At 69.0% G+C, this 13297-nt stretch carries 10 protein-coding genes; 9 read left to right on the top strand and 1 reads right to left on the bottom strand.

Features of this window, described 5'->3' with window-relative positions; all coding sequences use genetic code 11:
* On the bottom strand, positions 1–613 hold a 613-nt coding region (locus AADI75_RS03490; protein ID WP_341207657.1), incomplete at its 3' end, for a methyl-accepting chemotaxis protein.
* Positions 614–791: 178 nt separating this feature from the next.
* Here AADI75_RS03490 and AADI75_RS03485 point away from each other — a divergent pair.
* From AADI75_RS03485 to AADI75_RS03445, 9 genes are all read left to right on the top strand, one after another.
* Positions 792–1202 (top strand): DUF4126 domain-containing protein, encoded by a 411-nt coding sequence (locus AADI75_RS03485; RefSeq protein ID WP_341207656.1) that lies wholly within the window; start codon positions 792–794, stop codon positions 1200–1202.
* Between the two features lie 88 nt (positions 1203–1290).
* On the top strand, positions 1291–1653 hold the full coding sequence (locus AADI75_RS03480; protein WP_341207655.1) for a DUF2934 domain-containing protein: 363 nt from the start codon (positions 1291–1293) through the stop codon (positions 1651–1653).
* A 69-nt stretch (positions 1654–1722) separates the two neighbouring features.
* Positions 1723–3819: a glycogen debranching protein GlgX gene (gene glgX / locus AADI75_RS03475; RefSeq protein ID WP_341207654.1), complete on the top strand. Its 2097-nt coding sequence runs from the start codon at positions 1723–1725 to the stop codon at positions 3817–3819.
* Positions 3819–5504 (top strand): malto-oligosyltrehalose trehalohydrolase, encoded by a 1686-nt coding sequence (gene treZ, locus AADI75_RS03470; protein WP_341207653.1) that lies wholly within the window; start codon positions 3819–3821, stop codon positions 5502–5504. Before glgX ends, treZ begins: the two co-directional genes overlap by 1 nt.
* A 163-nt stretch (positions 5505–5667) precedes the next feature.
* Positions 5668–7530: a 4-alpha-glucanotransferase gene (gene malQ / locus AADI75_RS03465; RefSeq protein WP_341207652.1), complete on the top strand. Its 1863-nt coding sequence runs from the start codon at positions 5668–5670 to the stop codon at positions 7528–7530.
* Positions 7527–9830: a malto-oligosyltrehalose synthase gene (treY, locus tag AADI75_RS03460; protein ID WP_341207651.1), complete on the top strand. Its 2304-nt coding sequence runs from the start codon at positions 7527–7529 to the stop codon at positions 9828–9830. Before malQ ends, treY begins: the two co-directional genes overlap by 4 nt.
* 185 nt (positions 9831–10015) lie before the next feature.
* Entirely contained in the window at positions 10016–10660 is a 645-nt protein-coding gene (locus AADI75_RS03455; RefSeq protein ID WP_341207650.1) for a DUF47 family protein, read from the top strand.
* 18 nt (positions 10661–10678) lie between these two features.
* The gene (locus AADI75_RS03450) at positions 10679–11692 is read left to right on the top strand and encodes an inorganic phosphate transporter (RefSeq protein WP_341207649.1); all 1014 of its coding nucleotides are present in this window, start codon (positions 10679–10681) and stop codon (positions 11690–11692) included.
* A gap of 97 nt (positions 11693–11789) precedes the next feature.
* Positions 11790–13265, top strand: a complete 1476-nt coding sequence (locus AADI75_RS03445; RefSeq protein WP_341207648.1) for a DUF4403 family protein — start codon at positions 11790–11792, stop codon at positions 13263–13265.
* Positions 13266–13297: the final 32 nt, after the last annotated feature.

Raw genomic sequence — 13297 nt, 5'->3', positions numbered from 1 at the left:
CCTGCTGCTCGGTGCGCTGCGACAGATCGTCGGACGCCTGGCGGATGTCGGCCGCGCCGCTGCTGATGCCGTTGGCGGCCGCGGTCACCGCGGCGATCGCGGTCGACACCGCCATCATCGCGCGGTTGAAGTCGTGACGGAGCGCTTCATAGTCGCTGGCGAACGGCTGTTCGATCTGGCAGGTCAGATCATTGTCGGCCAGCCGGCTGAGTCCGAGGCCGAGCGCCTCGACAACCTTGCGCTGCGCCGCCGAGGCGACGGCAAGCGCCTGTCCATTGCCGCGGAACACCTCCATCGCCTTGGTCATGCGGCCGACGCAATCGCGCGAGGCGGTGTAGCGGATCGGGCTGTCGTAATCGCCCTTCGCCAAAGCCTCCATCCGGACCACGGTGTTGACGTACGGATCGCAGATGAGCGTGCGCGACACGATCGCGACGATCGTCACCAGCGCCAGCGCAGCACCGCTGATCGCCACGGCCGGCGTCGCGCCGATCACGCCGAATGCCACCGCCCCGGTCGCAATGAGGGAGACGAGCGACAGGCCTACATAGACAATGGCGAGGGCCAGGAACTTCGTCCGAACCGGCGCCACGTCGCGAAACCATGAAATCATGACATCTTCTCCGCTCGCACCATGTGTATCGCTGCAAAGCACCGGGGCGTAGGGGAGCCGGATAGCACCAAGGATTAAACATCAAATAAATGATGTAGATCAGTATTTCCGTTCCGGCAGGGCGTGCAACCTCGGACTGCCTGCACGGTTTGAGCGCAACGCCGGTGGAGTTTGCCTGATGATGCGGTCGATCTTGATGGGTGCGGTAGCGGGGGCGCGCGCGATGACGCCGCTTGCCGCGCTGGCCGCGACACGTGGACGCGGCGGCCGTGCGCCAGTCCTGTCCGCCGGAACGGTCGCGCTCGCCGCGGGCGAGCTGGCGGGCGACAAGCTGCGCAGCGCTCCCGACCGGACCGTGCCCGCCGGGATCGCGGGACGGCTGGTCAGCGGCGCGATCGCCGGCGCGGCCTGCGCCGGGCGGGACGATCGCCTCGCGGGCGCCCTGCTCGGTGCCGCGGCGGCGGTCGTGGCCTCGCACCTGACCTTCCGGTTGCGCGCGGCAGCGACGCGGCGCTGGGGCCAGACCGCCAGCGGGCTGATCGAAGATGGCGTGGCGGTGGTAAGCGCGGTGGCGCTGGCGCGGGCTTGATCCGGCCAAAGCGTTTTTCTTGAAGGCGGGTGCGACGATCCGCGCGTTCGAGAGTTTTCGCGGTCAGGGACAATAAGGGGAAAAGGTCATGGCCGACGATCGTCACGCGCGAATCAGCGAACACGCCTACCGGCTATGGCAGCAGGAAGGCGAGCCGCACGGGCGCGACCAGGCGCATTGGGAGGAGGCGGAGCGCGCCTTTGCCGGTGAAGGCCCCGTTGCCGACGAGCCCGATCCGCAGGACGGCGATCCGCAGGCTGGCGATCCGCAACCGACGACACAGGACACGTCGGGTGACACGGCTCCCTTCGCCGCCCCCGAGCAGCCGGCGAGCGCTGAGGAGGCCCCGTCCGACGCGCAAGCCCCCGCCGCCCCTGCAGCGGCAACCTCGGTCGACGTCAAACCGGCCGCCGCGAAGAAGCCGGCGGCGCGGCGCAAGCGCACCACCTGAGGCGCGGCGCGTTCCGGCGCGCCGCCCCGATCTTCTCGCGCCTTATTTCCTCCTGACGGGAGAACATCGTTGCATGACTTGCCGGACCGGCTGTTGCCGGGATCGCCCTATCCGCTTGGCGCCACGTTCGATGGCGAAGGGGTCAATTTCGCGGTCTTCTCCGCCAACGCCGATGCGATCGAGGTCTGCGTCTTCGACAGCGCGGGCAAGCGCGAGCTGAAGCGGCTGCCGCTGACCGAGTGCACCGACGAGGTGTGGCACGGCTATCTGCCCGATGTCGGCCCCGGCCTCGTCTATGGCCTGCGCGCGCATGGCCGCTACGCACCCGAGGAAGGGCATCGCTTCAACCCGAACAAGCTGCTGCTCGACCCCTATGCGCGCCGCATCCAGGGCCAGATCAAATGGACTGACGCGCTCCACGGCTATCGCATCGGGCACCGCCGCGAGGACCTGTCGTTCGACAAGCGCGACAGCGCGCCCGCCATGCCCAAGGCGGTGGTGGTCGACGATCACTGGGACTGGTCGCGCGACCGGCGGCCGAATACGCCGTGGTCGGAAACCGTGATCTACGAGGCGCACGTCAAGGGGCTGACCAAGCTGATCGAGCTGGTCCCGGCGCGCGAGCGCGGCACCTATGCCGCGCTGGGGCATCCGGCGGTCATCAAGCATCTGCAACGCACCGGGGTGACCGCGATCGAGCTGCTGCCGATCCACACCTTCACGCAGGACCGCTTCCTTCAGGAGAAGGGGCTGCGCAATTACTGGGGCTACAACACGCTCGGCTTCTTCGCCCCCGAGCAGTCCTACATGGCGACCGAACATCAGGACGAACTGCGCCGCGCGGTGCACCGGCTGCACAAGGCCGGGATCGAGGTGATCCTCGACGTCGTCTACAATCACACCTGCGAGGGCAGCGAAAAAGGCCCGACGCTGTCGTGGCGCGGGCTGGACAACGCCAGCTACTACCGGCTGGTCAAGGACAACCCGCGATACACGATCAACGACACGGGCACTGGCAACACGCTCAACATGAGCAAGGCCCGCGTGATCCAGATGGTCGCTGACTCCTTGCGCTACTGGGCGACCAGCTTCGGCGTCGACGGGTTCCGCTTCGATCTCGGGCTGACGCTCGGGCGCGAGGAACATGGCTTTGATCCGGGATCGGCGTTCTTCGACGTGCTACGGCAAGACCCGGTGCTCGGGCGGCTTAAGCTCATCACCGAGCCATGGGATGTCGGGCCGGGCGGGTATCAGCTCGGCAATTTCCCGCCCGGCTTTGCGGAGTGGAACGACAAATATCGCGACACGGTGCGCGAATATTGGCGCGGCGAACCGGGCAAGCGCCCCGATCTGGCGGCGCGACTGGCCGGCTCCGGCGATCTGTTCGACCGGCGCGCGCGGCGGCCGTGGGCGAGCGTCAACCTGCTGGCGGCACATGACGGCTTCACGCTCGCCGACACGGTGATGTACGAGGAACGCCACAACGAAGCGAACGGCGAGGACAATCGCGACGGCCATTCGCACAATGCCTCGTGCAACTGGGGGGTCGAGGGGCCGACCGACGACCCGGCGGTGAATGATGCGCGCGGGCGCGTGATGCGCTCGATGCTGACGACGCTGATGACGTCGCTCGGCACACCGATGCTGGTGGCGGGCGACGAGTTCGGGCGGACGCAGCAGGGCAACAACAACGCCTATTGCCAGGATAACGAGATCAGCTGGCTCGACTGGAAGGCGGCGAGCACGCCCGAGGGTCAGGCGCAGATCGACTTCACCGGGCGGCTGGCCGAGCTGCGGCGGCGGTTCGTGGTGCTGCGTAGCCCGACCTTCCTCTACGGCCAGGAGACGGCCGAGGGCGGGGTCAACGACATCGAATGGTGGGACGAGCGCGGGCAGCAATTGTCGCCCGAGGACTGGCAGAACCCGGATGGTCGCGCGCTGATGATGCGGCGTGCGGCACGCACCGAGGATGGCGCGATCGAGGCGGTGTCGTTGCTGCTCAACGCGTCGGGCGATCCGGTGACCTTCACCCTGCCCCCGCCGGACGCCAAGCGCATCGTGCTGATCGACAGCGCCAAGCCCGAGCAAGGCGAGATCGAGATCGATAACAGCTACGAGGTCGCGCCGCAGGGTGCGGTGCTGGTGACGTGGAAGATCGCGCCGTGATGCGCTGGGGGCCCGAGGAGCTGGCGGGCGGCGGCACGCGCTTCCGGTTGTGGGCGCCCGATGTCGACGGCGTCACGCTGGAGATCGACGGCGCGGCAACCGCGACGATGGAGCGGGGCGAGGACGGCTGGTATACGCTCGACCGTGCCGAGGGGCCGGGCGCACGCTATCGCTTCCGTATCGGCGAACAGGCGGTTCCCGACCCCGCCTCACGCCTCCAGTCGGGCGGGGTGCACGGGTGGAGCGTGGTCCCGGACGCCCGCTACGACTGGCAGAGCCCCGAGTGGCGCGGGCGTGCGTGGCACGAGATGGTGATTCTCGAATGTCACGCCGGGACCCTCGGCGGCTTTGCGGGGGTGATCGCGCGGCTGCCGGCGATCGCCGCAGCGGGGATCACCGCGATCGAGCTGATGCCGGTCGGCGCGTTCGGCGGCACGCGTGGCTGGGGCTATGACGGCGTGCTGCCCTATGCGGTGCAGGAGGATTATGGTTCGCCCGCCGAGCTGCGGCGGCTGGTCGACACCGCGCATGGGCTGGGCGTCAGCGTATTCCTCGACGTCGTCTACAATCACTTCGGGCCGGACGGAAATTATCTCGGCGTCTATGCTGCCGACTTCTTCAATGCCGAGGTGCATACGCCGTGGGGCGGCGCAGTGGCGGTGGCGCGCGAGCCGGTCGCACGGTTCTTCGTCGACAATGCGCTGATGTGGTTGCGCGACTATCGCGTCGACGGGCTGCGCTTCGATGCGGTGCACGCGATCGGCAATCCGGTGTTCCTCGACGCGATGGCGGCGGAGATCCGCGCCGCACTGCCCGACCGCCACGTGCATCTGGTGCTGGAGAACGAGGAGAATGACGCTGCGCGGCTGCGCGACGGCGGGTTCGATGCGCAGTGGAACGACGACTTCCACAACGTCATGCACGTCCTGCTGACCGGCGAGACCAATGCCTATTACACCGATTTCGCGGATCGCCCCGCGGAGCGGCTGGCACGGTGCCTTGCCGAGGGGTTCATCTATCAGGGCGAGGGCTCGGCCAACCACGACGGCAAGCCACGCGGAAGCGCGAGCGCGCACCTCGCGCCGACGCGGTTCGTCGCGTTCCTCCAGAACCACGATCAGGTCGGCAACCGCGCGCTGGGCGAGCGGCTGATCGCGCTGACCGACAAGGCGAAGCTGCGCGCGGCGACCGCGCTGCTGCTGCTGTGCCCGCAGGTGCCGCTGCTGTTCATGGGCGAGGAGGAAGGAAGCGAGACGCCGTTCCTGTTCTTCACCGACTTCCACGACGAACTGGCCGATGCGGTGCGCGAGGGACGGCGCAAAGAGTTCGCCAAATTCGACGCCTTCGCCGATCCGGACGCGCGGGCGCGGATTCCCGATCCGAACGCCGTGACGACGTTCGACGCGTCGGTGCCGCAGCCGGGACCGGAGGCGGAGGAGTGGCGGGCGTTCTATCGCGACTTGCTGACCTTGCGGTGCGAGCGGGTCATGCCGCATCTGGCGGGCGCGGTGTCGGTGGGCGCGCAGGTGCTCGGCGAAGCGGCGGTGGTCGCGCGCTGGCGGCTGGGCGACGGGACGACGCTGGGGGTCGCGATCGATTTGGGCGACGAACCCGCGACGCTGCCCGGCGGGGCCGATCCGTTCTTCACCGAGGGCGAGCGGTTCGTCGCTTGGATCGAGCCGTGACGAGGTCGGGGCCCTCCTCACGTCCGTCACCCCGGCGCAGGCCGGGGTCCAGCCGCGCACACAACATCGGTGGTTCTGCTTGGGTCTGGACCCCGGCCTGCGCCGGGGTGACGGTTAGTAGTTGGTGGCGACCTCTCCATCGCCTTCAAACCGCGTCGCTCGCATGACACTCTCCGAACGCGCCGCCGCCGCGGGGTTGTCGCGCGACTGGGAGGATGCCGATGGCCGGCCGCAGCGCGTCGAAGACGACGTGCTGGAGGCGATCCTCGCCTGTCTCGATACCAGCCCGGCCGAGGTGCCGTTTCTCTCCGCCGATGCCGGTAGCGCGATCGGGATTCCGGCGGGCGTGACCGGCGACGCCGAGCTGCTGCTCGACGATGGCAACCGTCTTGCGCTGACGATCGCCGCCGACGGCACGCTGCCGCCGGTCGAGCGCGTCGGCTATCACCGGCTGCATGCCGGCGGGCGCGAGTACACGCTGGCGATCGCGCCGCGACGCTGTGCGCTGCCGAAGCGCGGCTGGGGCGTCGCGGTGCAGGTGCCGAGCCTGCGCGCGACCACCGACAGCGCGTTCGGCGATGCCGGTGCGCTGGTCGAGGCCGCCGCCGCGTTCGCGCGGGTCGGGGCGCAGGCGCTGGCGATCAGCCCGACGCACGCGCTGTTCCCCGCCGATCCGACGCGTTTCAGCCCCTATTCGCCATCGACTCGGCTGTTCCACAACGTGCTGCTTGCCGATCCGGCGCTGATCGGCGTGCCGTTGCCCCCCGCCCGCGCCACGGCGCTGATCGACTGGCCGCACGCGGCGCGCGAACGGGTCGCACAATTGCGTGCGGCGTTCGACCTGGCGAGCGAGGGCGCGCTGTCGGCGGCGCGCGCCTATCGCCGTCAGAGGGGTGCGGCGCTGGAGGCGCATGCGCGGTTCGATGCGCTCCATGCGGCGCTGGGCGGGCATGGCTGGCAGGACTGGCCTGCCGCCTATCACGATCCGAACGGCGAAGCGGTGATCCGCTTCGCCGCCGAGCATGAGCGCGACATCGCCTTCTACGCTTTCCTGCAATGGCTGGCCGACCTCGGGCTGGCGACCGCGCAGCGCACTGCGAAGGAGCGCATGGCCACCGGGATCGTCGCCGACCTCGCGGTCGGGATGGATGCGGGCGGCAGCCATGCGTGGAGCGCGCGCGACGAATTGCTGACCGGGCTGACGGTCGGCGCGCCGCCCGATCCGCTCGGCCCGGACGGGCAGAATTGGGGGATCACCGCGCTTGACCCGTTCGCGCTGGAGCGCACCGGCTTCCGCGCGTTCATCGAGACGCTGCGCGTCGCGCTCGTGCATGCCGGGGGGATCCGGATCGACCATGCGCTGGGACTGGAGCGATTGTGGGTGATCCCGGCCGGTTCGGACGCCAGCGAGGGTGCTTACCTGCGCATGCCCGGCGACCATCTCCGCCGGATCGTCGCGATCGAGGCGCAGCGCGCCGATGCGGTGGTGATCGCCGAAGATCTCGGCACCGTCCCGCCCGGCTTCCGCGACACGCTGGCGGCGCGGTGCATGCTGGGGATGCGCGTGCTGCCGTTCGAGCGCGATACCGAAGGCGGGTTCGTGCCGCCCGCCGCGTGGGACGAGGCGGCGGTGGCGATGACCGGGACGCACGACACGCCGACGCTCGCCGGGTGGTGGAAGGGCCGCGACATCGACTGGGCGGAGAAGCTGGGGCGCAGCGGCGCGGATCGCGACCGTCGTGCCGTCGAGCGTACCGCCTTGTGGCAGGCGATGGACAAGCCCGGCGACCCGCCGGCCGCGCCGCCGGTCGATGCGATGATCGCGCATGTCGCCAGCGCGCCCTGCCCGCTGGCGATCGTCTCGCTCGAGGATTTGCTGGGGCTGGAGGAACAGCCCAACCTGCCCGGCACGATCGACGAACATCCCAATTGGCGGCGGCGGATGGACGCAGCCACCCCCGCCCTGCTGGCGCGCCGCGACGTCGCGCGCCGCATCGCCCTGCTCAACGCGGAGAGACACGCATGACGATACCCCGCGCCACCTATCGCTTTCAGTTCCACGAAGGTTTCACCTTCGCCGATGCCGAGGCGCTGGTCCCGTATCTCGACGATCTGGGCATCAGCCATGTCTATGCCTCGCCGGTCACCACCGCCGCGCCGGGATCGACGCACGGTTACGACGTGGTCGATCCGACGACGATCAACCCCGAATTGGGCGGCGAGGACGCGTTCCGGTCGCTGGTCGCGGCGCTGCGCGCGCGCGATATGGGCATCATCATCGACATCGTGCCCAACCACATGGGGGTCGCGGGCGACGGCAATGCGTGGTGGCAGGACGTTCTCGCGCGCGGGCCGGAGAGCGAGCACGCCGCGGTGTTCGATATCGACTGGCGCGAGCGGATCGTGCTGCCGGTGCTCGGCGCGCCGCTGTCGGAGGCGCTGGCGAACGGTGACCTGACGCTGGAGCGGTGCGACGGGCGCTGGACGATCGTCGCCTATGGCGAGCATCGTTTCCCGGTGCGCGACGCGGACCAGGACGCGGCCGACGCGCTGCCGCTCGCCGAACTGCTCGCGCGTCAGCATTATCGGCTCGCTTACTGGCGCGTGGCGAACGACGAGCTGAACTGGCGGCGGTTCTTCTCGATCAACGAGCTGGCGGGGGTGCGGATCGAGGACCCGGCCGTGTTCGAGAAAACGCATGCGCTGTATTTCCGATTGCACGACGAGGGGCTGATCGACGGCGTGCGCGTCGATCACGTCGACGGGCTGACCGATCCGATCGGCTACTGCCGTGCGCTGCGCGCGCGGCTGGGCGACGATGCGTGGATCGTCATCGAAAAGATCCTGGCCGCCGACGAACCGCAGCCGCTCGGCTGGGGCGTCGATGGCACGAGCGGCTACGATTTCATGGAACAGGTCGCGAGCCTGCTCCACGACCCCGCCGGCGCGGAACCGCTCGGGCAATTGTGGGAGGAGATCAGCGGGCGCAGCGCATCGTTTGAGCCCGAGGAATTCCAGGCGCGACAGGACCTGTTGTCGTGGCAATTCAGTGGGCAACTCGATGCCTGCGTCGCCGCCTTCCACGCGGTCGCGCCGGAGGGTGTCACCGCAGCGATGCTGCGCCGCGCGATCGAGCGGTTGCTGTGGGTGTTCCCGGTCTATCGCACCTATGGCCCCGACGCGCCCGCCAGCGACGCGGCGATCCGCGCGGAGGCGCGCGCGCGGGTCGCCGAACTGATCCCGCCGGGCGAGGCGCAGGTCGTCGATCTGGTGCTGGCGTGGCTGGCGGGCGATGGTCCGGCCGAAGCAGCGGACGCGGTGCGGCGCTTCCAGCAACTCTCCGCGCCGATCGCGGCCAAGGCGGTCGAGGATACGGGCTTTTATCGTTACGGTCGCTTGCTGTCGCGCAACGACGTCGGGTTCGATGCCGAGCGGATGGGGATGTCGCCTGTCGACTTCCACGCGCTGATGCAGGCGCGTGCGCGCGACGTGCCGCATGCGATGCTGACCACCGCCACCCACGACCACAAGCGTGGCGAGGATACGCGCGCGCGGCTCGCGGCGATCAGCGCGCATCCCGAGGCATGGCGCGACGCGGCGCTGGCGTGGCTGGAGCGCGACGATGGTGGGGTCGACGATGCGGACCGCTATATGCTGTTCCAGACGCTGGTCGGCGCATGGCCCGAAAATGGGGCGACCGCCGACTTCGTCGATCGCGTGACGGCGTGGCAGCAGAAGGCGCTGCGCGAGGCGAAGCTGCGCTCCTCGTGGGAAGCGCCGGATGAAGAATATGAAGCAGCGGCGGCGGCGCTGGTCGAGGCGTTGCCCGGCGATGCCGAAGCGCTGGCGCTGATCGCCAAGACGGTCGCGATGCTCGATGCGACGGCGCAGGACAGTGCGCTAGCGCAGGTGCTGCTCCGCTATACCGCGCCGGGGGTGCCCGATCTGTACCAAGGGACGGAGTTCGCCGACCTCAGCCTCGTCGATCCCGACAATCGCCGGCCGGTCGACTACGAGGCGCGGCGCGCGGCGCTGGCGGGCGATCCGTCGGCCAAGCTGCGGCTGATTGCCGACCTGCTGCGGCTGCGGCGCGACAATCCGGCGCTGTTCACCGAGGGAGCGTACCTTCCCGCGCACGTCGACGGCCCCGGCGCCGGGCAGGTACTGGCGTTCGAGCGGCAGCACGACGGGCGTGTCGCTCGCGTCGCGGTTGCGCTGCATGGCCAGCGGCCGGGTGCCGACACGCACGTCACCTTCGGTTCGGGTCATCGCACCGACGCCGCAACGCTGTTCGCCAACGCGGCGATCTGGTACGAGCGCGGCTGAGCCGGTATCCGGACGTCGTCCCGTTCGGGGGCGACGACGAGCGGCACGGGAGACGGAATGCGCCAGACGCGGCTCCTGAGTCACGCGATTGTCTTACATGACGTGCACGGCCCGACCCGGCCATCCGGTACGATCGTGTCCGGAACGGCGCAGCTATTCTCTAGATTTGTTCGGGATGGAGTTTGATGTTCGCCTGGTTCCAGCGACTGTTGCCGAAGACCGGCAATTTCTTCGAGCAGTTCGAAGGACATGCCGCCATCGGCCTGGCCGCCGCGCGCGCCACCGCGAAGCTGCTGGAGGGCGGGCCGGACCGTGCCGCGTTGCTGGTGGACATCAACAAGCACGAAAATGAGGCCGACGAAATCACCCGCGACGTGCTGAAAAGCGTGCGCGCGACGTTTTTGACGCCGTTCGATCGCGGCGCGATCACCGCGCTGATCGGCGCGCTCGACGATACGATCGACGAAATGTACGCCGCCGCCTCGGCGATCGACCTGTACGGATTGGCCGAATTCGCGCCCGAGATGCGCGAGATGGCGCAGGTGGCGGTCGACGCCGCCGGGCTGGCGGTCGAGGCGATGCCGCTGCTGCGCGACGTCAGCCGCAACGGCCCGCGCCTGCACGAACTGACCGAGCAACTGATCCGGCTGGAAGGCCGCGCCGACGATTGCCACGCCGCCGGGCTGCGCCGCTCGCTGGGGCAATATGGCAAGAGCGACACGCTGCGCTTCGTCGTCGAGCGCGAAATCTACAAGCATCTGGAGCGGATCCTCGATGCGTTCGAGGATGTCGCCGACGAGATCGACGGCATCGTCATCGACCACGCCTGACGCCCGGTCGACGCTCCCATGCACGAACTCGCCTTTCCCTTGCTGGTCGGCCTGATCCTGGTCGCGCTGGCGTTCGATTATCTGAACGGGCTGCACGACGCCGCCAATTCGATCGCGACGGTGGTCGCCACACGGCTGCTGTCGCCGGTCAAGGCGGTGCTGTTCGCGGCCTTCTTCAACTTCGCCGCCTATTTCCTGACGCTTGCGTTCCCCGCCCTCCATGCCGTCGCCGAGACGATCGGCAAGGGCCTGATCGACAAGGACGTCATCACCCCCGCGGTGATCTTCGGCGCGCTGGGCGGGGCCATGACGTGGAACGTCATCACTTGGCTGAAGGGCATTCCGTCGTCGAGCAGCCACGCACTGGTCGGCGGGCTGGTCGGCGCGGGCGTCGCGCACGCCGGGATAACCGGGGTGAAATGGGCCGGGCTCAACAAGACGCTGCTCGCGATCGTGCTGTCGCCGGTGATCGGCATGTTCCTGGCGATGGCGGTGATGCTGCTGTCGAGCTGGGCGCTGCGCCGCTCGACCGCGCCGCAGGCGGAGCGCAGCTTTCGCGCGCTGCACCTCGCCTCCTCCGCGGCCTATTCGCTGAGCCACGGGCTCAACGACGCGCAGAAGACGATGGGGATCATCACCGTCCTGCTTTATTCGACCGGCTATCTGACCGGGCCCTTCGAAGTGCCGCACTGGGTGGCGATCAGCTGCTATATCGCGATCGCGCTGGGCACGATGACCGGCGGCTGGCGCATCATCGAGACGATGGGATCGCGGATCACGCGGCTGTCACAGCATCAGGGGTTCAGCGCGTCGCTGGCCGGGTCGATCGTGGTGTTCAGCGCCTCGACGCTCGGCATTCCGGTGTCGACCACGCATACGATCACCGGCTCGATCATCGGCGCGGGCGTGTCGCGGCGCGCCTCGGCGGTGCGGTGGGGCGTGGCGAAGAGCGTGGTGGTGGCATGGGTGATCACGATCCCGGCCTCGGCGGTGGTCGGCGCGCTGGTCTATTCGACGACGTTGCTGTTCTGACCGTACGAGCCGGTTCTTCATCGCGAGCGTAGCCACGCAATGACGAACCGCGACGCCGGATCAAAACCGGCCGTTACGGATTGGTAACGTCAGTCAAATGGCGGAGACCGGCGTGCGGCGCGTGTTGCTTACTATCGTGCTGCTCGCTGCGGGATGCGCGCGGCACGAACGGTCCCCTGCCCCGCCGCGCGTCGAAAGCGCGATCGCGCCCTTCCCGGACCAGACCTCGACGATCGTCGTTCCCGTGACCGCGCGGCTCGACCAGCTCGAACGCGGGCTCGACAAGGAGACGCCGCGCGTCCTGTGGACGATCGACGAACATCGCGACCGATGCGTCAAGGGCAAGCGCGTCGACCTTGGTATCGGCAAGGTCAAGGTGACTCCCGACCTCGGCTGCCGGCTGGTCGGGCAAGTGACACGCGGCGCGATCCGCGTGTCCGGCAAGGGCGAGCGGCTCGACATCACCATGCCCGTCTCCGCCGTAATCCATGTCCGCGACATCGGCGGGGTGCTGGGCGAGACGGTGACCGCGCGCGCGCTGGTGCATGCGACCGGCAAGCTGGCGATCGTCGGCAACTGGCAACCGCGCGCGACGCTCGACCTCGCCTATGACTGGCGCGAGCCGCCGGGGATCGAGATCGCCGGACAGCGGATCACCTTCACCAGCCGCGCCGATCAGAAGCTGAAGCGCGTCGTCGCCAAACTGGAGCGCGATCTGCCGCGCGAAGTGGCGAAGCTCGATCTGCGCACGCAACTGGACGGTGCGTGGCGGCACGGGTTCACGGTCGTCGAACTCAGCAAGCGCAACCCGCCCGCCTGGATGCGCGTCGTGCCGCGCGCGCTGGGAGTCGGCGGCTACCGGATCGACGGCCGGCAGTTGCAGCTGACGCTGGCCGCCGAGGCGCTGACTCAGACGTTCGTCGGCAAGCGCCCCGCCGATCCCACGCCTGCGCCGCTGCCGCCGCCATCGCGTGTCGCCGGGCAGCCGGGGTTGCGGTTCTTCATCCCGGTGCTCGCCGATTATGCGCAACTGGAACCGGTGGTGTTGCGCACGCTGCGCAAGCTGGCGGCCAAGGGCATTTCGCTGACGGGGGTCGGGCCGGTCGACGTCGATTTCGGCAAGGTCACGGTTTACGCCACTACGAACAACCGACTGGCGGTGGGCGTGACCGCCCGCGTCGTGCCGCGCGACCGCGCCTTTCCCGCGACGACTGGCGAGGCGTGGCTGACCGCACAGCCGTATAACGACGAGAACTCGCAACTGGTACGCGCGCGCGACGTCCAGCTCGCCGCCGACACCGACTCCGACGCGGTCGACCTGATCGTCAGCCTCGTCGACGCCACGCAGGTGCAGCAGGCGGTGGCACTGGCGTTGCAGCACGATTTCGCGCCCGATTACCAGCACGTGCTCGGCAAAGCACAGGCGGCGATCGGCGCGCGGCAGGAGGGTGACTTCTTCCTGTCGACCGATGTCTCGCGGGTGTCGACCGGGCGATTGCAGGTGACCGGCGCGGGGCTGTTCCTGCCGGTGCGCGCCGAGGGCGCCGCGCGGATCGCGTATCGGCCGCGATGAGAACTTGCGTGTCGTTGCAAGCGGAACGAAGC

It is taken from the genome of uncultured Sphingomonas sp., from assembly GCF_964021865.1.
GTDB lineage: Bacteria > Pseudomonadota > Alphaproteobacteria > Sphingomonadales > Sphingomonadaceae > Sphingomonas.
The sequence above is the reverse complement of the archived record's forward strand: the minus strand, read 5'-3'. Positions and strand labels throughout refer to the sequence as shown.